The sequence below is a fragment of the Bradyrhizobium sp. Bra64 genome, assembly GCF_024519875.1.
Classification (GTDB): domain Bacteria; phylum Pseudomonadota; class Alphaproteobacteria; order Rhizobiales; family Xanthobacteraceae; genus Bradyrhizobium; species Bradyrhizobium japonicum_G.
Genome location: NZ_JALJRD010000012.1, coordinates 89,119 through 112,657, shown reverse-complemented (window position 1 = coordinate 112,657; position 23,539 = coordinate 89,119). Strand labels below are relative to the sequence as shown.

At 65.5% G+C, this 23,539-nt stretch carries 26 protein-coding genes; 17 read left to right on the top strand and 9 right to left on the bottom strand.

All coding sequences use genetic code 11. From position 1 onward, the window contains the following. Window positions 1-107: 107 nt before the first annotated feature. From rpsM to NR187_RS27875, 7 genes are all read left to right on the top strand, one after another. The gene (rpsM, locus tag NR187_RS27905; protein WP_211386644.1) at window positions 108-476 is read left to right on the top strand and encodes a 30S ribosomal protein S13; all 369 of its coding nucleotides are present in this window, start codon (window positions 108-110) and stop codon (window positions 474-476) included. Window positions 477-598: 122 nt separating this feature from the next. Then, window positions 599-988: a 30S ribosomal protein S11 gene (gene rpsK, locus NR187_RS27900; RefSeq protein ID WP_007603045.1), complete on the top strand. Its 390-nt coding sequence runs from the start codon at window positions 599-601 to the stop codon at window positions 986-988. 114 nt (window positions 989-1,102) lie between these two features. After that, window positions 1,103-2,134: a DNA-directed RNA polymerase subunit alpha gene (locus tag NR187_RS27895; RefSeq protein WP_063195091.1), complete on the top strand. Its 1,032-nt coding sequence runs from the start codon at window positions 1,103-1,105 to the stop codon at window positions 2,132-2,134. A 120-nt stretch (window positions 2,135-2,254) separates the two neighbouring features. Continuing rightward, a complete protein-coding gene (gene rplQ / locus NR187_RS27890; protein ID WP_211386643.1) occupies window positions 2,255-2,671 on the top strand; it encodes a 50S ribosomal protein L17 in 417 nt (138 codons plus the stop codon). 122 nt (window positions 2,672-2,793) lie between these two features. Further along, window positions 2,794-3,630 carry a cytochrome c gene (locus NR187_RS27885; RefSeq protein WP_256808349.1) on the top strand — a complete coding sequence of 279 codons (837 nt, stop codon included), beginning with the start codon at window positions 2,794-2,796 and terminating at the stop codon, window positions 3,628-3,630. A gap of 78 nt (window positions 3,631-3,708) precedes the next feature. Continuing rightward, a complete protein-coding gene (locus tag NR187_RS27880) occupies window positions 3,709-4,497 on the top strand; it encodes an SDR family NAD(P)-dependent oxidoreductase (RefSeq protein ID WP_256808348.1) in 789 nt (262 codons plus the stop codon). Window positions 4,498-4,506: 9 nt separating this feature from the next. Further along, complete coding sequence (locus NR187_RS27875) at window positions 4,507-4,806, top strand: DUF1330 domain-containing protein (protein WP_211386641.1); 300 nt, start codon at window positions 4,507-4,509, stop codon at window positions 4,804-4,806. 106 nt (window positions 4,807-4,912) lie between these two features. Here NR187_RS27875 and NR187_RS27870 read toward each other — a convergent pair whose 3' ends face one another. Beyond that, complete coding sequence (locus NR187_RS27870) at window positions 4,913-5,926, bottom strand: zinc-binding alcohol dehydrogenase family protein (RefSeq protein WP_256808346.1); 1,014 nt, start codon at window positions 5,924-5,926, stop codon at window positions 4,913-4,915. A gap of 134 nt (window positions 5,927-6,060) precedes the next feature. On the opposite strand from NR187_RS27870, the gene NR187_RS27865 reads away from it, so the two are divergent. Next, window positions 6,061-6,438: a helix-turn-helix domain-containing protein gene (locus tag NR187_RS27865; protein ID WP_211386639.1), complete on the top strand. Its 378-nt coding sequence runs from the start codon at window positions 6,061-6,063 to the stop codon at window positions 6,436-6,438. Between the two features lie 41 nt (window positions 6,439-6,479). Here the strand turns inward: NR187_RS27865 and NR187_RS27860 are convergent, their stop codons facing one another. Further along, window positions 6,480-8,093: an OprO/OprP family phosphate-selective porin gene (locus tag NR187_RS27860; protein WP_256808345.1), complete on the bottom strand. Its 1,614-nt coding sequence runs from the start codon at window positions 8,091-8,093 to the stop codon at window positions 6,480-6,482. A gap of 312 nt (window positions 8,094-8,405) precedes the next feature. On the opposite strand from NR187_RS27860, the gene NR187_RS27855 reads away from it, so the two are divergent. From NR187_RS27855 to NR187_RS27845, 3 genes are read left to right on the top strand one after another with little or no spacing between them, the layout of a single operon-like run. Further along, window positions 8,406-9,812: a DegQ family serine endoprotease gene (locus NR187_RS27855; protein ID WP_211386637.1), complete on the top strand. Its 1,407-nt coding sequence runs from the start codon at window positions 8,406-8,408 to the stop codon at window positions 9,810-9,812. Beyond that, complete coding sequence (locus NR187_RS27850; RefSeq protein ID WP_256808344.1) at window positions 9,809-11,146, top strand: replication-associated recombination protein A; 1,338 nt, start codon at window positions 9,809-9,811, stop codon at window positions 11,144-11,146. The genes NR187_RS27855 and NR187_RS27850 overlap by 4 nt, the downstream gene beginning before the upstream one ends. A gap of 49 nt (window positions 11,147-11,195) precedes the next feature. Further along, window positions 11,196-12,410 (top strand): RluA family pseudouridine synthase, encoded by a 1,215-nt coding sequence (locus tag NR187_RS27845; protein WP_256808343.1) that lies wholly within the window; start codon window positions 11,196-11,198, stop codon window positions 12,408-12,410. Window positions 12,411-12,525: 115 nt separating this feature from the next. Here the strand turns inward: NR187_RS27845 and NR187_RS27840 are convergent, their stop codons facing one another. Next, window positions 12,526-12,972 carry a hypothetical protein gene (locus NR187_RS27840; RefSeq protein WP_211386634.1) on the bottom strand — a complete coding sequence of 149 codons (447 nt, stop codon included), beginning with the start codon at window positions 12,970-12,972 and terminating at the stop codon, window positions 12,526-12,528. Between the two features lie 76 nt (window positions 12,973-13,048). On the opposite strand from NR187_RS27840, the gene NR187_RS27835 reads away from it, so the two are divergent. The 4 genes from NR187_RS27835 to NR187_RS27820 all read left to right on the top strand — a co-directional run bounded on the left by NR187_RS27835 (window position 13,049) and on the right by NR187_RS27820 (window position 16,735). Next, the gene (locus NR187_RS27835; RefSeq protein WP_256808405.1) at window positions 13,049-13,843 is read left to right on the top strand and encodes an ATP12 family chaperone protein; all 795 of its coding nucleotides are present in this window, start codon (window positions 13,049-13,051) and stop codon (window positions 13,841-13,843) included. A 53-nt stretch (window positions 13,844-13,896) separates the two neighbouring features. Beyond that, window positions 13,897-15,510, top strand: a complete 1,614-nt coding sequence (locus NR187_RS27830) for a flagellar hook-length control protein FliK (RefSeq protein ID WP_256808342.1) — start codon at window positions 13,897-13,899, stop codon at window positions 15,508-15,510. Continuing rightward, the gene (locus NR187_RS27825) at window positions 15,507-15,770 is read left to right on the top strand and encodes an EscU/YscU/HrcU family type III secretion system export apparatus switch protein (RefSeq protein WP_028151179.1); all 264 of its coding nucleotides are present in this window, start codon (window positions 15,507-15,509) and stop codon (window positions 15,768-15,770) included. The genes NR187_RS27830 and NR187_RS27825 overlap by 4 nt, the downstream gene beginning before the upstream one ends. Before the next feature lie 146 nt (window positions 15,771-15,916). Continuing rightward, entirely contained in the window at window positions 15,917-16,735 is an 819-nt protein-coding gene (locus NR187_RS27820) for a class D beta-lactamase (RefSeq protein WP_211386632.1), read from the top strand. A 277-nt stretch (window positions 16,736-17,012) separates the two neighbouring features. Here NR187_RS27820 and NR187_RS27815 read toward each other — a convergent pair whose 3' ends face one another. The 3 genes from NR187_RS27815 to NR187_RS27805 all read right to left on the bottom strand — a co-directional run bounded on the left by NR187_RS27815 (window position 17,013) and on the right by NR187_RS27805 (window position 18,319). Then, window positions 17,013-17,156 (bottom strand): hypothetical protein, encoded by a 144-nt coding sequence (locus NR187_RS27815; RefSeq protein WP_372703280.1) that lies wholly within the window; start codon window positions 17,154-17,156, stop codon window positions 17,013-17,015. A 23-nt stretch (window positions 17,157-17,179) separates the two neighbouring features. Beyond that, window positions 17,180-17,773, bottom strand: coding sequence for a hypothetical protein (locus tag NR187_RS27810; RefSeq protein ID WP_256808341.1), 594 nt, complete (start codon window positions 17,771-17,773; stop codon window positions 17,180-17,182). A 141-nt stretch (window positions 17,774-17,914) separates the two neighbouring features. Continuing rightward, window positions 17,915-18,319 carry a DUF4260 domain-containing protein gene (locus NR187_RS27805; RefSeq protein WP_256808339.1) on the bottom strand — a complete coding sequence of 135 codons (405 nt, stop codon included), beginning with the start codon at window positions 18,317-18,319 and terminating at the stop codon, window positions 17,915-17,917. Between the two features lie 149 nt (window positions 18,320-18,468). Here NR187_RS27805 and NR187_RS27800 point away from each other — a divergent pair, with 149 nt between their 5' ends. Together NR187_RS27800 and NR187_RS27795 are read left to right on the top strand one after the other, a co-directional pair. After that, entirely contained in the window at window positions 18,469-20,001 is a 1,533-nt protein-coding gene (locus NR187_RS27800; RefSeq protein WP_211386629.1) for an acyl-CoA carboxylase subunit beta, read from the top strand. A gap of 124 nt (window positions 20,002-20,125) precedes the next feature. Further along, the gene (locus tag NR187_RS27795) at window positions 20,126-20,473 is read left to right on the top strand and encodes a hypothetical protein (protein WP_256808337.1); all 348 of its coding nucleotides are present in this window, start codon (window positions 20,126-20,128) and stop codon (window positions 20,471-20,473) included. Between the two features lie 24 nt (window positions 20,474-20,497). On the opposite strand, the gene NR187_RS27790 is transcribed toward NR187_RS27795, so the two are convergent. The 3 genes from NR187_RS27790 to NR187_RS27780 all read right to left on the bottom strand — a co-directional run bounded on the left by NR187_RS27790 (window position 20,498) and on the right by NR187_RS27780 (window position 23,456). Continuing rightward, complete coding sequence (locus NR187_RS27790; RefSeq protein ID WP_211386627.1) at window positions 20,498-20,650, bottom strand: hypothetical protein; 153 nt, start codon at window positions 20,648-20,650, stop codon at window positions 20,498-20,500. Between the two features lie 96 nt (window positions 20,651-20,746). Then, the gene (locus tag NR187_RS27785; protein WP_211386626.1) at window positions 20,747-21,394 is read right to left on the bottom strand and encodes a glutathione S-transferase family protein; all 648 of its coding nucleotides are present in this window, start codon (window positions 21,392-21,394) and stop codon (window positions 20,747-20,749) included. A gap of 103 nt (window positions 21,395-21,497) precedes the next feature. After that, entirely contained in the window at window positions 21,498-23,456 is a 1,959-nt protein-coding gene (locus NR187_RS27780) for an alpha/beta hydrolase domain-containing protein (RefSeq protein ID WP_256808336.1), read from the bottom strand. Between the last annotated feature and the right edge of the window lie 83 nt (window positions 23,457-23,539).

Below are 23,539 nucleotides of genomic sequence, written 5' to 3'. Positions count from 1 at the left end.
GGAAGACCAGGGGTGGGCGTCGTGTTCGCGTTTGTGAACACCTGCCCGAGAAACCAAGCACTTAAAGACCGGTTCCTGACGAGGGATCGGCAACAGGAGAGAAGGCCGTGGCCCGTATTGCCGGCGTGAACATTCCGACCAACAAGCGCGTTCTCATCGCGCTCCAGTACATCCATGGCATCGGCCAGAAGATCGCCGGTGAGATCATGGAGAAGGTGAAGATCCCCGCGGATCGTCGCGTCAATCAGCTCAGCGATGCTGAGGTGCTCCAGATCCGCGAAGTGATCGACCGCGACTATCTCGTCGAGGGCGACCTGCGTCGTGAGGTCGGCATCAACATCAAGCGTCTGATGGACCTCGGCTGCTATCGCGGCCTGCGCCATCGTCGCGGCCTGCCGGTGCGCGGTCAGCGGACCCACACCAATGCGCGCACGCGCAAGGGCCCGGCCAAGGCCATCGCCGGCAAGAAGAAGTAAGTTTTCGAATCCAATCACGGCGTGTGGCGAAAGGGGATGGCCCGTTCGCCACACGCCTTTCGTTCCACAGGTGTAGCCGCTGGCATTACGGCGGCGTTTGAGATCTCCAGGAAAGGTACTCCATGGGCAAGGAAGCCACCCGCGTTCGTCGTCGTGAGCGCAAGAACATCGCCTCCGGCGTCGCGCACGTGAACTCGTCGTTCAACAACACGACCATCACCATCACCGACGCGCAGGGCAACACGATTGCCTGGTCTTCCGCCGGCACGATGGGCTTCAAGGGCTCGCGCAAGTCGACCCCGTACGCCGCGCAGGTTGCCGCCGAGGACGTGTCCAAGAAGGCGCAGGAGCACGGCATGCGCACGCTGGAAGTCGAAGTCGCCGGTCCCGGTTCGGGCCGCGAATCGGCGCTCCGCGCGCTCCAGGCCGCGGGCTTCACCGTCACCTCGATCCGCGACGTGACCACGATCCCGCACAACGGTTGCCGTCCCCGCAAGCGTCGGCGCGTTTGATACGAGGTCGCGGGCGCCATCGTCGCCTGCGATGACTTTTTTTAAGAAGCTGCGGGTGCGACCCGCGGCCTTTCTCCAACGCCAGAATCTGCAATCGCAGTTCGACTGGCCCGTATGGGTGAAACAGTGACGATCCAGAAAAATTGGCAAGAACTGATTCGGCCGAACAAGCTCCAGGTGACCCCCGGAAGCGATTCGAACCGCTTTGCGACCATCGTCGCCGAGCCGCTCGAGCGCGGCTTCGGCCAGACGCTCGGCAACGCGCTGCGCCGCATCCTGCTCTCCTCGCTCCAGGGCGCGGCGGTGCAGTCGGTGCACATCGACGGCGTGCTGCACGAGTTCTCCTCGATCGCGGGCGTCCGTGAGGACGTCACCGACATCGTGCTGAACATCAAGGACATCTCGATCAAGATGCAGGGCGAAGGCCCCAAGCGCATGGTCGTCAAGAAGTCGGGCCCGGGCGTCGTCACCGCCGGCGACATCCAGACCGTCGGCGACGTCGTGGTGCTCAATCCGGACCTGCAGATCTGCACCCTCGACGAGGGCGCCGAGATTCGCATGGAGTTCACGGTCGCCACCGGCAAGGGCTACGTGCCCGCCGAGCGCAACCGTCCCGAGGACGCGCCGATCGGCCTGATCCCGGTCGACAGCCTGTACTCGCCGGTCCGCAAGGTCTCCTACAAGGTCGAGAACACCCGCGAGGGCCAGATCCTCGACTATGACAAGCTGACCATGACGATCGAGACCAACGGCGCGATCTCGCCGGATGACTCGGTGGCCTACGCCGCCCGCATCCTGCAGGATCAGCTCAACGTGTTCGTCAACTTCGAAGAGCCGCGCAAGGAAGTCGCCCAGGAGATCATCCCGGACCTCGCCTTCAACCCGGCCTTCCTCAAGAAGGTGGACGAGCTCGAGCTGTCGGTGCGTTCGGCCAACTGCTTGAAGAACGACAACATCGTCTACATCGGCGACCTCGTGCAGAAGTCGGAAGCCGAAATGCTCCGCACCCCGAACTTCGGTCGCAAGTCGCTGAACGAGATCAAGGAAGTGCTGGCCCAGATGGGTCTGCATCTCGGCATGGAAGTGCCGGGCTGGCCGCCGGAGAACATCGACGAGCTCGCCAAGCGCTTCGAGGATCACTACTGATCCGAGCTACGACAGGCTAAAGCGCGAGTTCATCGCGCTTTAGCGGGCGAACGCAGGCAGCCCACCTGAGCAACAAGTCCGACGAACCGTCGCGACGAAGACAAGTCAAGGAATAGATCAATGCGTCACGGCAAGGTTCATCGGAAGCTCAACCGCACTGCCGAGCATCGCCGCGCGATGTTCGCCAACATGTGCGCCGCGCTGATCAAGCACGAGCAGATCGTCACCACGCTGCCGAAGGCGAAGGAGCTGCGTCCGATCGTCGAGAAGCTCGTCACCCTCGGCAAGAAGGGCGGTCTCGCCATGCGCCGCCAGGCCATCTCCGAGATGCGCGACAAGGATCAGGTCAGGAAGCTGTTCGACGTCCTGGCGACCCGCTACAAGGACCGCCAGGGCGGCTACACCCGCATCATCAAGGCCGGCTTCCGCTACGGCGACAACGCCGCGATGGCCGTGATCGAGTTCGTCGATCGCGACGTCGATGCCAAGGGCCAGGATTCCGGTCCGGTGCAGGAGAAGGAAGCCGAGGCGGCGTAAGCCGACCGGCATTTCAGTTTTCAGAAAGCGGCGCCCCAGGGCGCCGCTTTTTTTATAGCGCGGCGATATCTCATGCCGCGCACGATCGTTTTGTTGAAGGCAATGCGGGCCGGGGGGCTGACATGAGGATTGTGGTTGGGATTGCGCTGGCGATGCTGATGTCGCCGGCCACCTGCGAGACGCTGGTCGAGCGCGGCGCCTATCTCGTCAACAGCGTGATGGTCTGCCACAACTGCCACACCCCGCGCGCGCCGCAGGGCCTCGATCTCTCGCGCGCATTGTCGGGCGGGCAGACCTTCGACGAGCCGGCATTCAAGGTCACCGGTTCCAACATCACGCCGGACAAGGACACCGGGATCGGCAATTGGAGCGACGCCGAGCTGAAGCGGTTTCTCGTCAACGGCAACAGGCCGAACGGGACCAGGGTCGCGCCGATCATGCCGACTGCGTTCTACACGGTGCTCACCGCCCGCGATCTCGATGCGCTCGCGGCTTACTTGCGCTCCGTGCCTCCGGTGCGACACGAGACGCCGGCCCCGGAATACAAGATCGCGCTGAAGCCGGAGACGCCGATCTATGCCGGCAAGCAGGCGAGCGAGCAGGAGCTGTCCGACCAGCTTGCGCATGGCCGTTATCTGCTGACCATCGCCCATTGCCTGGAATGCCACACGCCGGAGGGCCCGTCCGCCGTGCACGATTTCGCCGCAGCGAGCGGCAAGGGCGGTCGGACATTTAGGGGGCCCTGGGGCGAATCCGTCTCCCCCAATATCACCCCGGATCCCGGCGCAGGTCTCGGCGCGTGGAGCGATGACGAAATCAAACGTGCGATTACGCAAGGCATCGCGCGCGACGGCCGCAAGCTCAAGCCGCCGATGGCCTATGCTGCCTACGCCAGCATGACGGCGCAGGACCTCGATGCGATCGTCGCCTTTCTCAGGACACTACGGGCGCGCAACTGATCCTCACGCGTCGGTGAGGGCGATTGAAGCTGCTTGTGCAGCGCACGATATCTGCGTCAGCCTCAATGGAGACGACGCATGAACATCGACCTTTCCGGAAAGACCGCCCTCGTGACCGGCTCGACCGCCGGCATCGGCCACGCCATCGCCAAGGGCCTCGCGGGCTCAGGCGCGAGCGTCGTGATCAACGGTCGCGGCCAGGACAAGGTCGATGCGGCCGTGCGTAAGCTGGAGGCGGCCGGTGCCAAGGTGCGCGGCATCGCCGCCGACGTCTCGACGGCGGCGGGCTGCAAGGCGCTCGTGGCGGCGCTGCCCGAGGTCGACATCCTCATCAACAATGCCGGCATCTTCGAGCCGAAGGACTTTTTCGACATTCCCGACGAGGACTGGAGTCGCTTCTTCGAGGTCAACGTCATGAGCGGCGTGCGGCTGTCGCGCGCGTATCTGAAGGGTATGCTCAAGCGCAATTGGGGCCGGATCGTCTTCATCTCCTCGGAATCCGGCCTCAACATTCCCGTCGAGATGATCCATTACGGCATGAGCAAGACGGCCCAGCTCTCGGTCGCGCGCGGGCTTGCCCAGCTCACCCGCGGCACCGGCGTCACCGTCAATTCCGTGCTGCCGGGTCCGACCATGTCGGAAGGCGTCGAGACCTTCGTGAAGGATCTCGCCAAGCAGAATGGACAGTCGGTGGATGAAGCCGCTGCCAATTTCGTCAAGCAGCATCGGCCGAGCTCGCTGATCCAGCGCTTCGCCAGCGTCGACGAGATCGCCAACATGGTTGTCTACGTCGCCTCGAAGCAAGCCTCTGCGACCAACGGAGCGGCACTGCGCGCGGAAGGCGGCATCGTCAACACGATCGCGTGAGGCGCACACATGCCCGCCTATGTGATCTCCGAAGTCGAGGCCCGCAACAGGGCCGCGATGGAGGCCTATCGCTCGCTTGCAGCAACAACCATCGCGCAATATGGCGGCCGCTACCTCGCGCGCGGCGGCGCCACTGAGGTGGTGGAGGGTGGCCCGCCGCCCAAGACCATCATCATCGTCGAGTTTCCCACGATGGCGCGGGCGCGCGAATGGTACGCGTCGGCGGAATATGCCGAGGCGCTGAAGCTGCGGCATACGGCGCTGGAGCGACGGTTGATGTTCGTCGAGGGCGTGACGCTGGAATCGTAGGGTGGGCAAAGCGAAGCGTGCCCACCACTTCTGCCGCATCTGTCGAGAGATGGTGGGCACGGCGCGAGTGCGCCTTTGCCCACCCTACGCAGCAACGCTGTGGCTGCTACCACCCCTCCAGCACGATCTTCCCACGCGACTTGCCGCTCTCCAAGAGCGTGTGCGCGCGCTTGAGGTTGGCCGCGTTGATCGTGCCGAAAGTCTGGTCGAGCGTGGTGCGCAGCACGCCCTTGTCGATGAGGTCGGCGACGTCATTGAGCAGATGATGCTGCGCGATCATGTCCGGCGTCTGGAACGAGGAGCGCGTGAACATCGATTCCCAGTGCACCGAGATCGCCTTGCCCTTGAACGTGCTCATGGTGAACTCTGGCGGATCGTCGATCAGGCCGAACTTGCCCTGCGGCGCCATCAACTCGGCGATCGCCTTGTAGTGCTGTTCGGTGAAGGTGAGGCTCGCGACCAGCGCGACCGGCGGCAGCTTCAGCTTCTCGATCTGCTCCTTCATCGGCTTGCCGTGGTCGATCACCGCATGCGCGCCGAGGTCGAGGCACCATTTTTGCGAATCCGGCCGCGTCGCGGTCGCGACCACCGTGAGACCGGTGAGGCGGCGCGCAAGCTGGATCAGGATCGAGCCGACGCCGCCGGCGCCGCCCGTGATCAGCAGCGTGCGTGGGTCGACGCTCGTGCCGGGCACCGCGCCGAGCCGGTCGAACAGCAATTCCCAGGCGGTGATGGAGGTGAGGGGGAGGGCGGCGGCCTGCGCAAACGACAGGCTCTTCGGCTTGTTGCCGACGATGCGCTCGTCGACCAGATGGAATTCGGAATTGGTGCCCTGGCGCAGGATCGAGCCGGCGTAAAACACCTCGTCGCCCGGCCTGAACAGCGTCACCTCGGGCCCGACGGCATCGACCACGCCGGCCGCGTCATAGCCCAGAATCTTGGTCTCGCCCTCGGGTGGAGCTGCGCGCTTGCGAACCTTGTAGTCGACCGGATTGGCCGAGATCGCCTTTACGGCGACGCGGATATCGCGGCCCTTGGGCTCGGTCTTTGTGGTCTCGAAATCGAACAGCGCGTCCTGATCCTCGATCGGAAGCGATTTCTTGTAGCCGACGGCCTTCATGGCTTGTCTCCATCAGATGGCGCAGAGCTTGTGAGGTGTGCGCCTGGCTTGCTAACTGTCGCTCTGGCTCCGATTTGGCAAGTACTGTAAATTCGGGGATATAGTCCCTGTTTGGATACTATAGGGAAACACGCATGAAACGGCGGGATTTTGCCCGGCGTCCCGGCTGCTCGGTCGAGGCGACGCTGGATCTGATCGACGGCAAGTGGAAGGGCGTGATCCTCTACCACCTCCAGGACGGCACCCAGCGCTTCGGCGAACTGCGCCGCCGGATGCCGGGCATCACCCAGCGCATGCTGACCAAGCAGCTTCGCGCGCTGGAGGAGGACAAGCTCGTCATTCGCAAGGTCTATGCCGAGGTGCCGCCGCGCGTTGAGTATTGCCTCTCCGAGCTCGGTGAGAGCCTGCGACCGGTGATCGACATATTGAAGGCGTGGGGCGAGAGCCATCAGCAGCGGCTGTCCTGCGCGCCGCCGCCGGTGGTCGTGAAGAAGCCGAAGCGCGCCGCATAGGTATCCGGGAGCGGACCGTGCCGCTCCCGGAAGATCTCGCTTCAGAACGCGAACTGCGTGCGCATCGCGACCGCGTCGAACTTCGAGCCGACATCGGCGGTCGAGACCGGCGAGGCCTGCCGCGACACCGTGCCGTGCAGATAGTCGAGCATGAAGCGGACGTTGCCGTTGACGTACCAGTTCAGCGCCGCCGTGTAGACGATCTGCCGGCCGCCGGCGATGCCGGTCGCTGTTCCCAACTGGTTGTTGAGGTCGATCGTCGAGAAGCGTCCCGCGATTTCCCAGGCGCCCCAGCCGCCGCCGTCGAGCGAGAACGGATGTGCCGGCTTGACGCCGTTGTAGGCCGCGTTCGCCGCGTTGTAGCTCCGGCCTTCGCCGGTCAGCACGTAGCCGGCCTGCGCGTAACCGCCCTGGAATTTCAGGCTCGGCGCACCGACCAGCGGCACGCCGGTGTGGGCTGTTCGGTCCACATTGTACCAGAAATACTCGCCTTGAACGATGAAGGGACCATAGGTCGCTGCTGCCTCGACGCTATAGACCTGCGCGCCCGAGGCATTGGCGATGGCGCCGGTCGAGATCAGCGTGGTCGGATCGAGACGCAATTCCGGACGATCGCTCAGCGTGACCGTCTGGGTGTTGGCGATCAGATTGCGCGGCGGCTGAATCAGCCATTGCGCATCGGCGCCGATATGCACCGAGTAGTCCTTGCCGCTGACCGGGTTGCCGGCAATACGCGCCACCGCGCCGTATTGCTCGCTCGTGCCCGCCGGAGCCGCGCTCGAGGCGGAGTGAACCGCACCTGTCGAGGGCCCCGTGACATAGCCGCCGATCCACAGCTGGTCGTTGAACCAGCGCGTGCCGACAGCCGAGCGGAAGTCGCCGGCGGCGATGTTGGTCGCGATGACGCCGGGCGAGGCGCGCTCCATGAACATGATGTCGTTGGAGCTCGTGGCCTCGTCCATGGTGTATGGCAAGTCCATGACGCCGGCCTCGATCGCCATCCGTCCACCGAACGGCTTCAGGCCGGTGTAGCTGAGATAGGCGTTCTCGACGCCGGAGACGCCGCCGCCGGGCAGCGAGCCAGGCGCTGCGCCGCCGAATCCGTCGGAAGTGCCCCCGAAGTCGTAGACCAGTGCGAAGTTCCAGTCGTTGAAGAACTTGCCGGTAAGTCCGATGCGCGCGCGGCGGACGTTCTCGCCACTGTCGAGCTTTTGCGGAACGGTCGCCGCCGTGTTGGGACGATAGTCGTAGCCGCCGACATCCCAGTGCACGCGGCTGGTGATCGCGACGCAGTTCGCCTGGTCGGCGGTGCAGATGGTCGGACGGTTGTTCGGCATCGTCACGACGACGCCCGAGGCTGGCGCCGGTCCCTTGAGCGGGATCGCCGCGTTGGCATTGGCGACGACGGCCTTCGCTTCGGATCGAGCTTCGGCTTTTGCCTCTGCCTTCGCTTCAACCCTGGCCTTCGCCGTGGCCGCGGTGTTCGCGGCGGTCTGGCTCTGGAGCTTGTCGAGCTTCTGCTCCAGCATCTTCAACTGCTGCTTCAGAAGCGCGATCTCCTGATCGCTGCTGCTTGTCGATTGGGCGTGGGCCTGCGAGGCCGCCAGCGCGCCGGCGAGACCAATCGCCGTGGCTGCAATTCTTGTCCTGCTCACGTCATGACTCCATCGTTTGATGAACTTCCCCAAGTCACTGGCGGAGAGCCTAGGATCGATCGATGACTGCCCCGCGACGGCGCGGCCCGGTTGTGCGGTTCCCAATGATGCAAATTCGCTGCAACCGAATCCACCGTCGGCCAGAATGCAAGATGACGCGCATCATGCCAATCCGGCGCCCAGGCGAATTGCCATTTCGCACGCCGGGCTTGCATTTGGGCGACACCGGAAGGGACTGAATATTGCCGTCCGGCGCCCTTCTATTGGGGGGCGAACGCGCCTATATTCCGGCGTCTTTTCCGAGAGGTAGGAATGTTTCGTTCGATCCGCGCCGCCGTCATCACCGCATTGTGCATAGCTTTTTCGGCCAGCTTCGATCCGGCTGCGGCGCAGGACCGCCGGGTCCCGTCATCGCCGGCCGAACTGCGGCTGTCCTATGCGCCGATCGTACAGCGGGTGCAGCCGGCGGTCGTCAACGTCTATGCCGCCAAGATGGTGCAGAACCGCAATCCTCTGCTCGACGACCCGATCTTCCGCCGCTTCTTCGGCGTGCCGGGCCAGCAGCCCGAGCAGATGCAGCGCTCGCTCGGCTCCGGCGTCATCGTCGATGCCTCGGGCCTCGTCGTCACCAACGTCCATGTCATCGAAGGCGCCGATCAGGTGAAAGTGTCGCTTTCGGACAAGCGCGAGTTCGAGGCCGAGATCCTGCTGAAGGACACGCGTACCGATCTCGCAGTGCTGCGCCTGAAGGACACCAAGGAGAAATTCCCGACCCTCGACTTCACCAATTCCGACGAGTTGCTGGTCGGTGACGTCGTGCTCGCGATCGGCAATCCCTTCGGCGTCGGCCAGACCGTGACCCACGGCATCATCTCGGCGCTGGCACGCACGCAGGTCGGCATCACCGACTACCAGTTCTTCATCCAGACGGATGCGGCGATCAATCCCGGCAATTCCGGTGGCGCGCTGGTGGACATGAGCGGCAAGCTCGCCGGCATCAACACCGCGATCTATTCGCGTTCCGGCGGCTCGCAAGGCATCGGTTTCGCGATCCCCGCCAATATGGTGCGCGTCGTCGTCGCCTCCGCCAGGAGCGGCGGCAAGGCGGTGAAGCGGCCCTGGTTAGGGGCGAAATTGCAGGCGGTGACGCCCGAGATCGCCGAGAGCCTCGGCCTGCGCTCGCCGACCGGTGCGCTGGTCGCCAGCGTGGTGTCGAACGGCCCGGCGGCGAAGGCCGGCTTGAAATCCTCCGATCTCATCACCGGCATCGACGGCCAGACCGTGGATGACCCCAACGCTTTCGACTATCGCTTCGCAACGCGCCCGCTCGGCGGCACGGCGCAGATCGACGTGCAGCGGGCCGGCAAGCCGGTCAAGCTGACGGTCGCGCTGGAGACGGCGCCCGACGTCGGTCGCAACGAACTCGTCGTCACCGCGCGCTCGCCGTTCCAGGGCGCGAAGGTCTCGACCATCACGCCGGCGCTTGCCGACGAACTGCATCTGGACGCCGACACCGAAGGCGTCGTGATCACCGATCTCGGCAGCGACAGCGCGGCTGCAAATGTCGGCTTCCAGAAGGGCGACATCATCCTGGCCGTCAACAACCAGAAGATCGGCAAGAGCGGCGACCTCGAAAAGGCCGCAGGCGAGCGCCCGCGGATCTGGCGCATCACGCTGGTGCGCGGTGGCCAGCAGATCAACGTCACGCTGGGCGGATGAGTCCGAAGCGACCGCAGGAGACGCCAACTCTCTTCGCTGCGGCGGGGCTCGACCACGAGGCTCCGCATCCGCTGCCGGACAGGCTGCGGCCGCGCGCGCTCTCGGAGGTCGTCGGGCAGGATCATATCCTGGGTCCCGACGGCGCGCTGACGCGGATGCTGGAGACGCGCACGCTTGGCTCGCTGGTGTTCTGGGGGCCGCCCGGCACCGGCAAGACCACGGTGGCGCGCCTGCTGGCGGATGCGACGGATCTGCATTTCGAGCAAATATCGGCCGTGTTCTCCGGCGTTGCCGATTTGAAGAAGGCCTTCGAGGCCGCTCGTGCCCGCCGCGAGATGGGCAAGGGCACGCTGCTGTTCGTCGACGAGGTGCATCGTTTCAACCGCGCCCAGCAGGATTCGTTTCTGCCCGTGATGGAAGATGGCACCGTGGTGATGGTAGGGGCCACCACCGAAAACCCGTCCTTCGAGCTCAACGCGGCGCTTCTGTCCCGGGCGCGCGTGCTGGTGTTTCGCTCGCTCGACGCGGCCGCGATCGAAAAGCTGTTTGCGCATGCCGAGGAGGTTGAGGGCCGCAAGCTGCCGCTCGATGCCGAGGCACGCGCCGTGCTGGTGCGCATGGCCGACGGGGACGGGCGGGCCTCGCTGACGCTGGTCGAGGAAGTCTGGCGCGCCGCGCGCAAGGACGAGATTTTCGATGCCGCGCAGTTGCAGGAGATTTTGCAGCGCCGCGCCCCGATCTACGACAAATCGGCCGACGGTCACTACAACCTGATCTCGGCGCTGCATAAGTCGGTGCGCGGCTCCGATCCCGATGCCGCGCTGTATTATCTCGCGCGCATGCTCGATGCCGGCGAGGACCCGCTGTTCCTGGCCCGCCGCGTCGTGCGCATGGCGGTCGAGGACATCGGCCTTGCCGATCCGCAGGCGCTCGTGATCGCCAATGCCGCCAAGGATGCTTTCGACTTCCTCGGCCATCCCGAAGGCGAGCTCGCCATCGCGCAGGCCGTGGTCTATCTGGCTACCGCGCCGAAATCGAATGCCGTCTACACCGCCTTCGGCGCAGCGATGCAGGTCGCGAAACAGGCCGGCTCGCTGCTGCCGCCCAAGCACATTCTCAATTCCCCGACCAAGCTGATGAAGTCGGAAGGCTACGGCGCGTCCTACGAATACGACCACGACGCCCCCGACGCCTTTTCCGGCCAGGACTACTTTCCGGAAGCCCTCGGCCGCCAGACCTTCTACGACCCCCCGGAGCGCGGTTTTGAGCGCGAAATCCGCAAGCGGCTGGATTACTGGGCCAAGCTGCGGAAGGAACGGGGCGGCGGAGCCTAAATTGCCGTTTCGTCGTGACGAAAGGGCACTTTTGAGCTAGGCAGGCATCATGAGCCGCCGCATCAAGAGAATGAATCCGAAGCCCCGCGAGCGCGATGAGCGCAAGGAGGCGCGCCCCTTCAAGGCGCGCAGCGCCAAGAAGGCCGGGCCGCGTCCCGGGGCCAAGCCGGGTGGCAAGCCGCCGCGCTTTGCGGCCGAGCGTGTCGAGCGGCGCGCACCCAAATCCCTGCCGGAAACGCCCGCGCCGGAAAAGCCCGTCGAGGCGCTGCTGCCGACCAAGGTGCAGACCGTCAAGGTCACGGCGGACGAGAACAACATGCGGGTCGACCGCTTTCTGGAGGCGCGGTTTCCCGGCCTGTCGTTCTCCCACATCCAGCGCGTCGTGCGCAAAGGCGAGCTGCGCGTCGACGGCAAGCGCGTCGACAGCAAGGACCGGCTGGAGGAAGGACAGAGCGTCCGCATACCGCCTCTGAAGCTCGACACGCCGAAGGCGGCGAGCCCGCTGTCCGAGGCCGCGCAAAAGACGCTTGCCGCGCTGAAGGAGATGACGATCTACGAGGACGACGACGTCCTCGTGCTGAACAAGCCGTTCGGGCTTGCGGTGCAGGGCGGCTCTGGCACGACGCGACACATCGATCAGATGCTGGAGGTGATGCGCGACTCCAAAGGGCAGAAGCCGCGGCTTGTGCATCGGATCGACAAGGATACGTCCGGCTGCCTGCTCATCGCGAAGACGCGCTTTGCCGCCTCGCATCTGACCGGTGCATTCCGCTCGCGGTCGGCGCGGAAAACCTATTGGGCGCTGGTGCCGGGCCTGCCGAAGCCGAAGCAGGGCCGCATCTCGACTTTCCTTGCGAAGGAGGAGAGCGAGGACGACACCATCATGCGCATCGCCCAGCATGGCGATGAGGGCGCGAGCCACGCGGTGACGTATTATGCGGTGGTCGAGACCGCCGGCAACAAGCTGACCTGGGTGTCACTGAAGCCGGTGACGGGCCGCACCCACCAGCTCCGCGCCCACATGGAGCATATCGGCCATCCCATCGTGGGCGATCCCAAATATTTCAACATCGAGAACTGGCAGTTGCCGGGCGGCCTGCAAAACCGGCTGCATCTGCTCGCGCGCCGCATCGTCATTCCGCATCCACGCGGCGGCTTCATCGATGCCACCGCGCCGTTGCCGCAGCACATGCAGCAGTCGTGGAATTTGCTCGGGCTCGATGCGAGCCGATTTGATCCGATCGAGAACGCGCCTGAGGAGTAGCTGGTCGAGGTACCACGCGCGTCATTGCGAGGAGCAAAGCGACGAAGCAATCCAGGCTGTTGCCGCGGATGCTTTTCTGGATTGCTTCGCCGCGCTCGCAATGACGGAAGCTCCCTCAATTCCGAAATTGCTCCAGAAACATCCGCAGACTGTCATGCGGGCTCTCGATGTCAGTGATCAGCCAGCCCTCGGGCCCGTTGACGAGAATGAAGTTCAGCGTGACCTGCCGGCCGCGATTGTCGAAATTCGCCGCGACATAGGTCTTGTCGTATTGCCTGCGGACGACCGCGATCGCGACCGGACCGAGCTTCCAACTCGGGCTCTGCACCAGGAAATCGTAAGGCTCGACCCGCGGCGCGGACCACATCTTGCGCAGGCTGGGGTCGAAGAATTGCCTGGTGGTGGCAGCGTCGCGGGGCAGCCCTTTGGACAGCTCCGGCACGCCCTGGCCGTAATGGGCGTAGACGTTGCGCACCAGCGATTCCGGGGTGCGGAAACCGGCGTCCGCCGCGGCCAGCCAGAGCCCGGCGAGCAGGGCCACAATGCCCGCAAGTTCCTTCATGCCTGCTGCTCGCTTTATCGGCCGCCGGTTCTATCTTAAAAGCCTAGCATTCAGCGGCGGAGACCAAAAATTCAAGATGCGCGAATTGTTTGATGAGGCCGCGGGGCAGTCCCCGCTCGATCCGCAGGAGGCGGTCCGCCAGGCCTCGCGCGTGCCGTTGCGCAAGCGCTTCTACAAGGAGGTGGGGGTGGCTGAGGCCGAGGGCGGTTTCGCCATCACGCTCGACGGCAAGCCGATCCGGACGCCCTCCGGGCGCCAGGTGGTGACCCCCTCGCAAGACCTTGCCGATGCGGTGGCCGCGGAATGGGCGGATCAGAAAGAGACGATCAATCCCATGACCATGCCGCTGACGCGGATTGCCAACAGCGTGGTCGAGGGCGTGGTCGACCGCGTCGAACTCGTGGCCGACGACCTCGCAAGATACTTCCAGTCCGACCTGGTGTTCTATCGCGCCGGTCACCCGGAGGGGCTGGTGGCCCGCGAGGCCGCGCATTGGGATCCCGTACTGTTCTGGGCCGCGGAGACCTTGGGCGCGCATTTCATCCTGTCCGAGGGCGTCATGCATGTGAAGCAGCCCGATGAGGCGGTCCAGGCCGCGCGCGCCGCGCTGCCCGGGGATCCCTGGTCGATCGCGGCGCTCCACGTGGTCACGTCCCTCACAGGCTCGGCCCTGCTGGCGCTGGCGCTGGCCCACGGGGTGCGCGACGCCGACCAGGTCTGGGTGGCTGCCTATGTCGATGAGGACTGGAACGCCGAGAAGTGGGGGGTGGACGAAGAAGCGGCCGCCCGCCGCGCCGCCCGGCTGAGGGATTTCAAGGCTGCGGTCGCGGTCCTGGAGGCGGTAAAGCCGCCCGCGGCCAAAGGTCCTTAACGAGAGGTTTACGACGCCGGCGTTAGGGTGGCCCGTGCTCCGGGACCCCTGAGATGCCGACGCCGATAAGCTCGATCCTTCCCGTCAGTGCTGCCAGCCCCGTGGCTGATGCGGCGACGCCCGATCTCGTTCTTCAGGCCGGCAGCGTCGTCGACGCCAGAGTGGTCAGCGTGCTCGCCGACAATCTGGTGCGGATCGCGATCGCAAATCTTTCGATGGACGTGATGTCGGAGGTGTCGCTGACGCCAGGGCAAAATCTCCAGCTTGCGGTGTCGCAGAACGACGGCACCATCCGGCTCGCCGTCATGAGCGGGGCAGGGGAAGCTGCCGCCGATCAGGTCACGCTGACAGCGCGCGCGGCCTCGCTCGTCGAGAGCCCGCCGCTTGCACCGTCAGCGAGCGCGGCGCGCAGCACCCTGACGCCATTGGAACAGGTCGCCGTCACCGCCGCTTCGGCCGAGGCCGTGACCAAACAGGGCAGCCAGGCACCGCTGTTCGCCAATCTAGCCTCCGTCGTCACCGGCAGCGATCTGCCGGCGGGGCTGAAGCAGGCGGTGCTGGCCGTGCTGGCGCAGCAGACGCCGCTCAACCCTCGGCTCGATGGCGGCGATATCGAATCCGCCTTCCAGAAGTCCGGCCTGTTCCTCGAGGCCTCGCTGGCCGCGGGCACGACACCGTCCTCCGGCACGGTGCCGGACCTGAAGGCCGCACTGCTGGTGCTGCGGCAGACCTTGGCCACGCTGGAAACTGCCGCGCCGCAGGGGGCCGCAATTCCTTTGAGCGCCACGGGGACACCGCAGGCCGCCGCCGCGTCGGCTGCTGCAGCAGGTCAGGCCGTGCAGGCCGCATTGCCGTCAACCGAATCCGAGATCGCGCAGCCGCCGCAAATGCCGCGCAGCGCCAATCCCGCGGCCGCGGTGCTGGTCGACGTTGCCGGCAATGCCGCGCAGGCCGCGATGCCGCGAACCATGTCCGCCGGCCTTGCCGCGAGCCTTCTGCAGGAGGTCGCGCAAAACCTGCCGAGCCTGACCGGCAATTTGCCCGGCTCGAACAAGGCCGTGCCCGACGGCCACATCTTCGAAGCCGCCGCGCGCGCGACGCCACCGCCGGTTCGCGGCGCGCTGCCGGCACCGCAGGCGATCGCCTCGCCGTCGCTTGCGCCCGATACGCCGCTCGCTGCGACCGTGCATCGCCTGCTCGACGACACCGATGCGGCGATCGCGCGGCAGACCTTGCTGCAGGTCGCCTCGCTTCCTGACCGGACCGACGCCGGCGGCCACCGCATCGATCCGACCGTGCCGCAGTGGAATTTCGAGATTCCCTTCGCAACTCCGCAGGGCACGGCGATGGCGCAGTTCGAGATCTCGCGCGATGGCGACAATGAAACCGCCGATCCCGCCAAGCGCGCCTGGCGCGCGCGCTTCACGCTCAATGTCGAGCCGGCCGGCCCGGTGCACGCGCTGATTACCCTGAACGGCGACAAGACCTTCGTGCGGATGTGGGCGGAGCGGCCGGCGACCGCGCAGCAGCTTCGCGCCGGCATCGGGGAGCTGAACCTGGCCCTGACGAGGGCCGAGCTCAAACCCGGCGATATCCTGGTGCGCGACGGCACCCCGCCGCAGCCCGCACCGGCCCGCGCCGGCCACTTCCTGGACCGGGCCACATGAGCGATCCGTCCAAGCTTGCGATCGCGCTGCATTACGAGAAGGGCAGCAACGCGCCGGTCGTCGTCGCCAAGGGCAAGGGTACGATCGGTGAAAAGATCGTCGAGATCGCCAAGGCCAACGACATCCCGATCGAGGAGAACGAGATTCTGGCCGGCGCGCTGTCCAAGGTCGAACTCGGCGAGGAGATCCCGCCCGACCTCTACAAGGCGGTCGCCGAAGTGCTGGTGTTCGTGCTGCGGCTGTCGGGCCGCGGGCGGTAGAGCATGTCCGGACTCGAAGGGCAGCGTTAGCGCGAAGTGTGCAGCGGTTTTCCGAACAGATCATGCTCAAGAAATAACCTGTCATCGTTTTACCACGATGGCGGCTGCATGGTCGTGGCCACTTTCATGGTTCACGGACATCTCTCTTGATCACCCGCCGTTCCACCCTCGGCCTCCTCGCCGCAACTGCAATCGTGCCATCGCGTACGTTCGCCCATGTCGCACCGCCGCGCAACGAGATCCGCGACAGCCTGGCAAAACGCTTCACCGACCTTGGCACATCGGGCACCTTCGTCGGCTACAAGGTCGAGGACTATCTGGTCGTCGCCAGCGACAAGGAACGCTCGGGCGAAGCAAAGCTGCCGGCCTCGACCTACAAGATCCCGAACTCGCTGATCGCTATCGAGACCGGCGTGGTCACTGACCCCGACAAGGACGTGTTCCCGTGGGATGGCGTGAAGCGGCCGATTGAAGCGTGGAACAAGGATCACACACTGCGCAGTGCGATTCTCGTGAGCGCGGTGCCGGTCTATCAGGAGATCGCGCGGCGCATTGGTCAGGAGCGCATGCAAAAGTACGTCGATCTGTTCGACTACGGCAATCGCGACATCGGCGGCGGCATCGACCAGTTCTGGCTCACGGGGAATTTGCGCATCGATCCGGTCGAGCAGGTCGATTTCGTCGACCGGCTGCGCCGCCGCGCGCTGCCGATCAGCAAGCGCAGCCAGGATCTCGTCGCCGACATCCTGCCAGTGACCAAGGTCGGCGACAGCGTCATCCGCGCCAAGTCCGGCCTCCTGGGCGCCGAGCGCGGCGAGCCCTCGCTCGGCTGGATGGTGGGCTGGGCCGAGAAGGGCGAGGCCCACACCGTGTTCGCGCTCAACATGGATTGCAAGGAGCCGCGTCTGGTCGGCGAGCGCATGCCGCTGACGCAAGCCTGCCTTGCCGAGATCGGCGCAATCTAGCGCTGCCGCGCCAACGTCGCTCTCCAACGTCATTGCGAGGAGTCTCTTGCGACGAAGGCAATCCAGAGTCTTTCCTTTGAGGCAGCCTGGTTTGCTTCGCTCCGCTCGCAATGACGGAGGATGTCGCGCCAACGCAGGCTCCATGTGCATCCCATGGTGAGCCGCAGTTGGGTGGGCAAAGGTGCGCAGCGCCGTGCCCACCATCTCTCCATATCGTGATCTGCAAATGGTGGGCACGCTTCGCTTTGCCCACTCTACGGCATCGGACCGGGCAGTCTCAGCCCAGCTTGAACAGCGCCTGCAAGAACTCCTCCACGGCTTTGCGCGACTCCGCAGCGGTGGTGGGATTGCCGCCGACATGCGGGTTGAGCTCGACATAGGCGTCCTTGTAGGTGAAGGGCGCTTCGGCGGTGCCGTTCATGAGCACTCGCGCGGCGGCTCGCCTCAGGCGGTGTCCGTCTTCTTCACCGTCAACGCCTGGTCGATCGCAAAGCCGCCGATTTCGCTCATCGCCTGCGAGATCACGTCGCCCTTGCGGGCAAAGCCGTCGGAGAGGAAATCGAACTGCGTCCGCGCCAGCCGCAGCACCTCGATCGGCACGGAGACCACGGTCTCGTTGAAGGCGTCGACCGAGGCGCGAAGCGTATCCAGCTCGCCCGTGAGCTTGCCGATATGGCTCTCCGCATGCTGCATCAAGCCGAGCAGCTTGCCGCGCTCGGCATCGAACGCCGCGCGCTCGGCCGCTGCAGCCGTGGACAGTTCGGCCAGCTGGGTGCGCAATCCGTCAATTTGCTTGGCCAAGGCATCGGAGGCCATCTCACCGGCCACCCGCAGCTCGGTGTTGCGCGTGTTCTCTTCGTGCTCCCGGTGATAGAGCCGTTCCGCCGACATCGCCCGTTGCGCCAGCGACTCGATCAGTGCGGCCGCGCGCAGCAGCATCTCGCCGTTCCTACCCGACACCATGCTGGCCATGCGCCGCAGGAAGTCGGTGGTTTCGGACGATGAACTCGGCGGCAGCGGGACGACCGTCGCGGACATGAGGTGATGCTTGCAGCCAGAAATGATGACCGCCGCCGTACCGACTGGGCTCACGCAACATTCGGCGCCTGATCGCTGGGCTCCGAGCAAGCCTGAATCGCCCGGCCGGGTCAACCGGGCTGCGCCAGATTTGCGGCTGCGTCAGGGGTTCTTCTGCCGGCCGATCCGCCCCAGATGGGTGAAGCCGAACCCGGCCGCATATTTCAGGCCATAGCCCAGGGCCCGGTCGATGCCGATATGGGCGAGCCAGATCAAGGCGATGGACAGAGTGAGCGGCGAGGCGAGGCCGAAGCCGAGCGTCAGGAGCGCGACCGGCGCCATGTAGCTGTGGGCGGCATTGTAGACCAGCGCGCCGAACCGGGCGTCCGAGAGGTAGGCCAGGAAGCTCAGATCGGGGACGAAGAAGAGCAGGGCGAACACCAGCCATGACCCATCCCAGGCCGCATAGAGCATCACCATGCCGGCGAACAGCGTCAGGCCCTCCAGCCGCAGCAGGATGTTGACGCCGCCGGTTGCAGAGCCGGTCTCGGCCACTCGCTCGCCCATGGTCGCCTCCCAGGCAAAACTTTGTAATTCCTTGCGCTTTGGCGCTGCGGCAAGGCAGCCCTGCGACGCCGAAAGCGGCTTCCCGGCCCGCAAAATGCCGTGTTAGAACCCCCGGCAATCGCATTTAGGCTAAGAACTGGCGGGAGCAAATGAAGAATATCCTGGACGCCCTTGAAGACCGTCGTGCCGGCGCAAAGCTCGGCGGCGGGGAGAAGCGCATCGAGGCGCAGCACGCCCGCGGCAAGCTGACCGCGCGCGAGCGCATCGAGCTCTTGCTCGACAAGGGATCGTTCGAGGAGTTCGACATGTTCGTCGAGCACCGCTCCACCGAATTCGGCATGGAGAAGAACAAGATTCCCGGCGACGGCGTCGTCACCGGCTGGGGCACCGTCAACGGCCGCAAGACCTTCGTGTTCGCGAAGGATTTCACCGTGTTCGGCGGCTCGCTGTCCGAGACCCACGCGCTGAAGATCACCAAGCTTCAGGACATGGCGATGAAGGCGAGGGCGCCCATCATCGGCCTCTATGACGCGGGCGGCGCCCGCATCCAGGAGGGTGTCGCCGCGCTCGCCGGCTATTCCTATGTTTTCCGCCGCAACGTGCTCGCCTCGGGCGTGATCCCGCAGATCTCCGTCATCATGGGCCCCTGCGCTGGCGGCGACGTCTATTCGCCGGCGATGACCGACTTCATCTTCATGGTGAAGAACACCAGCTACATGTTCGTCACCGGCCCCGACGTGGTGAAGACCGTCACCAACGAGGTCGTCACCGCCGAAGAGCTCGGCGGCGCCTCGGTGCACGCCACGCGCTCCTCGATCGCCGACGGCGCCTTCGAGAACGACGTCGAGACGCTTCTGCAAATGCGCCGCCTGATCGACTTCCTGCCGTCGAACAACACCGACGGCGTGCCGGAATGGCCGAGCTTCGACGACATCGGCCGCGTCGACATGTCGCTCGACACGCTGATCCCCGACAATCCGAACAAGCCCTACGACATGAAGGAGCTGATCCTGAAGGTCGTGGACGAGGGCGACTTCTTCGAGATCGCGGATTTGTTTGCCAAGAACATCGTCACCGGCTTCGGCCGCATCGCCGGCCGCACCGTCGGCTTCGTCGCCAACCAGCCGATGGTGCTGGCCGGCGTGCTCGACAGCGACGCCTCGCGCAAGGCTGCGCGCTTCGTACGCTTCTGCGACGCCTTCAACATCCCGATCGTCACCTTCGTCGACGTGCCGGGCTTTCTGCCGGGTACCGCGCAGGAATATGGCGGCCTGATCAAGCACGGCGCAAAGCTCCTGTTCGCCTACTCGCAATGCACCGTGCCGTTGGTCACCATCATCACCCGCAAGGCCTATGGCGGCGCCTTCGACGTCATGGCCTCCAAGGAAATCGGCGCCGACATGAACTACGCGTGGCCGACCGCCCAGATCGCCGTGATGGGCGCCAAGGGCGCGGTCGAGATCATCTTCCGCTCTGACATCGGCGACCCTGACAAGATCGCGGCAAGAACCAAGGAATACGAAGACCGCTTCCTGTCCCCCTTCATCGCCGCCGAGCGCGGCTACATCGACGACGTCATCATGCCGCACTCGACCCGCAAGCGCATCGCGCGGGCACTGTCGATGCTGAAGGACAAGAAAGTGGAAACGCCGGCGAAGAAGCACGACAATTTGCCGTTGTGAGGATCACTAGCCCGGATGAGCGTAGCGACATCCGGGTTTCAGCAAAGGTTCCGCATGTTGCTGCGCTCATGCGGGCTACCGGCCAGAGCTAGAACCTGTCGCGCCGCGCAAGTTTGATCTTTCAATGACCGAAGACGATCCGACCGACGAAATTTCAGACATCGAAGATCGGATCGAGCGGCTCGCCGAGATCGCCGAGCGATGCCGGAAGTACATTCTGGCGTCCAAGATCGCCATCGGGGGCGGGGCCGCACTGTTGTTGATCACAATCCTTGGACTGTTTGCCTTCGGTCAGACCGCCGCGCTTGGCTCGATCGCTCTGGTGCTGGGCGGCATCGTCTCGCTCGGTTCGAACATCAGCACGCTGCGGCAGACGGATGATGCGATCAGTGCCGCCGAGGCGCGGCGCTCGGCGTTGATCGGCCGGATCGACCTTCGCGTGGTCGCCGATGCGCCGATGAAGCTGGTGTGACGCGGCGCTTGGCGGGCGCGAACGTCACGCTGCGGCCCTGTGCGTCAGGTTATGCAGCTCCTCGCGGCATTCGGCTGCGAACGCTTGGAGTCGTTCCGCGGTTTGCCGGTCGAGGATCGCCTTTGCCAGCCTTTCGGCGCGGGCAAGCTGCTCTCTGAGATATGCGATGCGGGCCATGTGTCACCTTCCGCAGGGGTCATTTGATGGCGGTGAGCCTACGGCCGAAACCCGATTCATTATGTGAGGCACGTCACATCCCGCGCGGACGCCGCGCTAGCGGGCGGCATCCGCCGCGGCGAAATGCGCCATCTGGTCGGCGTGGGCCTTGGCGAAGGCCGGGCGGGCGGTGGCGCGCGCGACGTAGGCGCGGCAGGCCGGATGCTCCGTGAGCCCGTCGAAATGATCGACGAGGCGCAGCACGTCCGACATCAGGATGTCGGCGACGGAGAAGGAGCCCGCCAGCCATTCGCGCATCGCAAGCACCGGCTCCATGTGCTTGAGGCGGAGCTTGAGGAAGTCGTCGAAAAACTTCACGGCTGGTGATCCGTCGTTCGTCCCGGTGAACCTGAAAAGCGCCCAGGGCAGGCTCGCCATCTCCACGGAGTTGAGTGCGGAGAATACCCATTCCGTCGCTTCATTGCGGCCGCGCGGATCTGATGGCATCAGCTTGTCGCTGAGTTCGCCGAGATGCAGCAGGATCGCGCCGCTCTCGAAAATGGAAATGCCGCCGTCGGTCAGCCATGGCACCTGGCCGAACGGCTGGTGCGCCAGATGCGCGGCGCCGCGGTCGTCGAACGGCACGCTGGCGACGCGGTAGGGCAAGCTGGCCTCCTCGAGGGCCCAGCGCACGCGAAGGTCGCGGACGAAGCCGCGCGGCAGTTCGGGAACCCAATTGAACGTGGTCAGGGTGAGGTCGGCCATGCGGTGTCTCCGTGCTGTCTGGGCAGAGGACGGATGAGGCGCGCGCGTTCCGACAGCGGGGGGAAGTTTTTTTCGCCACGGCGAGAATGCGGCGATTGCGCCCTCACTGCCCGAGGTTCGCCAGCCTGCCTTGCTTGGCCGCCTCGACCGCACGCTCCGCATCCTCCGGCAGCAGCAACCGCTCCGCGACCTGCCGTGTCGCCTCGCGGCGCACCGCGGCCACATACGCCCCGTCATCCGCATAACGCTCCGCGATCGACGGCCGGGGATCATGCACTTCCTTCCGCGCGGCCTCGGTCGGCGCGAACGGCACCACCGCGCCTTGCAGCGGATAGAGCGCCGTCGGCCCAAAACCCTGCGCGCGCGGATTCCAGGCGGTGTAGGTCGCGCGCGGGACGGCGAGCGCAAGCTGTCGGACACCCGCGATCGCCATGCCGTCATCATCCGCCTTCGGCACGAGCACGGGATAGCGGCCGATCTCCTTGGGCGGCAGCACGCTCTGGTCGGAGAAGGCGGCGAGCGTGTGGATGCCGGCATAGGGCAGGCCGGGGATGTCCGTCGGCACCGCGCCTTGCGCCGACACGAGCGTGCCGTGGGCGCGCATGGGAACGCGGCTGGCGGGCGGTTTGATGCCGTCGCTGATCCAGGTGTTGAGGTCGGTCAGCAGCGCGCGCATCGGCATGCCCGCATGAACAGGGTTTTGCGGCAGCGACATCGCGGGCACGCCCTTGCGCATCATGTCGGCAACTTCCGCGAAATGCGGCGTGCCCGCGATCATGTAGGCGCGGACGTTGTCGGGCAGGTCGAGGTGGTTGCCGGCCAAATCAGTCACCAGCAGCGAGGCGTGCGAGGCCCACCATTCGTGCTCGCTGTCGGTCTGCATCACCTTGGGGCAGGTGGCCGAGAGCGAACAGCGGCGGAGCAGGCCGTCGGTCTTGCCGGAGTAGGGATCGCTGAGGCTCGCATAGGTGAAGGGGAACAGATCGGCCTGCCACGCCGGATCCTGCGGATGGCGCGGGTTGCGGCCGGGCTGGCCGAAGCGGACATTGGTCGCCATCCGCCGCGTGCCGGCGACATGCGGCATCAATCCGTCGAACACCATGCGGCCGGCAAGGTCCTCGTTGAAGCCGAGATAGAGGAAGTCGCGCAGGAAGCGGCCGGATTGCGAGACGCCGAAGCCGATGGCGCGGCTGACCGACGGATGCAGGCCGTTCAGCAGCGGGTTCGCTTGCGTCTCGTCGTGGCGGAGGAAACTGACGACGTCGCGCACGGCGGCATAACCCATGCCGAGAATGACAGGATCGCGCGCGGTGTAGGTGACCTCATAAAGTGCGCCGGCGTCAAAACCGTCGGGGCGGCTGATCTCCACCGTTACGGGGTCGACGAGTTTTGCCGAGAGACCGGGAGGCGTCTGCCGCGCATCGGCCCAGGCGGCGCGCACGGTGACCTTGAGGTCGGCGGCATCAGCCGCCGGCCAGGTCAGTGTCGCGCGCGCGGGGTTCGCTGTGTTGTCGAAGATCACCTCTTCGCGCGCCGGTCCGGTGACGCTTCCGAGCACAGGCGCGGTCAGCGCGAGCTGTCCCGGCTTGGAAGGGATGTTGCCCTGCCAGCCGACCCAGACCATCGTAAAACCCTGGCGGTGCAGGAAGCCGATGCCGGCATCCTCGGCCTTGTCCGCAGTGTTGGCGCCGGGTTGCGATGAGTCGTCGAACAGTTGCGGCGCGAGCTTGCGGCCGCGGTTGGGCACGTCCAGCAGCAGCGTGCCGTTGCCGTGCGTGGGATCGCTCGGCCGCAGGATCACGACATCGGCGGTGGCTTCGACCTTGCCTTCGCTGTTGCGCGGCGCGAGCGCGAGATCGGTGATGACGGCGTTGCGGTCGTCGGCCGGGTGGAGCGCGAAGGTCGCGCGCGCCGTGATGCGCTCATAGGTGCCGATCGTGCCGAAGCTGCGTCCGGCGAAAGCCGGCACGCGCTCCATGATGTCGAAACGGATGATTTCGGCGAGCGAGGCTGTGGGCCACAGCCAGGTCATTGCAATGAGGCCGGTGACGATCCTGCGCATGGCCGTTCCTTCCCTTATCGGCGCTGCGGCAAAATCCGTCGCGCGGGCTTTTTGTTGCCGGCACTATAACCGGCTAAACTGGC

Coding starts and splice junctions, on each gene's coding strand:
- rpsK (WP_007603045.1), top strand. CDS start 599: ATGGGCAAGGAAGCCACCCGCGTTCGTCGTCGTGAGCGCAAGAACATC.
- NR187_RS27895 (WP_063195091.1), top strand. CDS start 1,103: ATGGGTGAAACAGTGACGATCCAGAAAAATTGGCAAGAACTGATTCGG.
- rplQ (WP_211386643.1), top strand. CDS start 2,255: ATGCGTCACGGCAAGGTTCATCGGAAGCTCAACCGCACTGCCGAGCAT.
- NR187_RS27885 (WP_256808349.1), top strand. CDS start 2,794: ATGAGGATTGTGGTTGGGATTGCGCTGGCGATGCTGATGTCGCCGGCC.
- NR187_RS27880 (WP_256808348.1), top strand. CDS start 3,709: ATGAACATCGACCTTTCCGGAAAGACCGCCCTCGTGACCGGCTCGACC.
- NR187_RS27875 (WP_211386641.1), top strand. CDS start 4,507: ATGCCCGCCTATGTGATCTCCGAAGTCGAGGCCCGCAACAGGGCCGCG.
- NR187_RS27870 (WP_256808346.1), bottom strand. CDS start 5,926: ATGAAGGCCGTCGGCTACAAGAAATCGCTTCCGATCGAGGATCAGGAC.
- NR187_RS27865 (WP_211386639.1), top strand. CDS start 6,061: ATGAAACGGCGGGATTTTGCCCGGCGTCCCGGCTGCTCGGTCGAGGCG.
- NR187_RS27855 (WP_211386637.1), top strand. CDS start 8,406: ATGTTTCGTTCGATCCGCGCCGCCGTCATCACCGCATTGTGCATAGCT.
- NR187_RS27850 (WP_256808344.1), top strand. CDS start 9,809: ATGAGTCCGAAGCGACCGCAGGAGACGCCAACTCTCTTCGCTGCGGCG.
- NR187_RS27845 (WP_256808343.1), top strand. CDS start 11,196: ATGAGCCGCCGCATCAAGAGAATGAATCCGAAGCCCCGCGAGCGCGAT.
- NR187_RS27840 (WP_211386634.1), bottom strand. CDS start 12,972: ATGAAGGAACTTGCGGGCATTGTGGCCCTGCTCGCCGGGCTCTGGCTG.
- NR187_RS27835 (WP_256808405.1), top strand. CDS start 13,049: ATGCGCGAATTGTTTGATGAGGCCGCGGGGCAGTCCCCGCTCGATCCG.
- NR187_RS27830 (WP_256808342.1), top strand. CDS start 13,897: ATGCCGACGCCGATAAGCTCGATCCTTCCCGTCAGTGCTGCCAGCCCC.
- NR187_RS27825 (WP_028151179.1), top strand. CDS start 15,507: ATGAGCGATCCGTCCAAGCTTGCGATCGCGCTGCATTACGAGAAGGGC.
- NR187_RS27815 (WP_372703280.1), bottom strand. CDS start 17,156: ATGAACGGCACCGCCGAAGCGCCCTTCACCTACAAGGACGCCTATGTC.
- NR187_RS27810 (WP_256808341.1), bottom strand. CDS start 17,773: ATGTCCGCGACGGTCGTCCCGCTGCCGCCGAGTTCATCGTCCGAAACC.
- NR187_RS27805 (WP_256808339.1), bottom strand. CDS start 18,319: ATGGGCGAGCGAGTGGCCGAGACCGGCTCTGCAACCGGCGGCGTCAAC.
- NR187_RS27800 (WP_211386629.1), top strand. CDS start 18,469: ATGAAGAATATCCTGGACGCCCTTGAAGACCGTCGTGCCGGCGCAAAG.
- NR187_RS27795 (WP_256808337.1), top strand. CDS start 20,126: ATGACCGAAGACGATCCGACCGACGAAATTTCAGACATCGAAGATCGG.
- NR187_RS27790 (WP_211386627.1), bottom strand. CDS start 20,650: ATGGCCCGCATCGCATATCTCAGAGAGCAGCTTGCCCGCGCCGAAAGG.
- NR187_RS27785 (WP_211386626.1), bottom strand. CDS start 21,394: ATGGCCGACCTCACCCTGACCACGTTCAATTGGGTTCCCGAACTGCCG.
- NR187_RS27780 (WP_256808336.1), bottom strand. CDS start 23,456: ATGCGCAGGATCGTCACCGGCCTCATTGCAATGACCTGGCTGTGGCCC.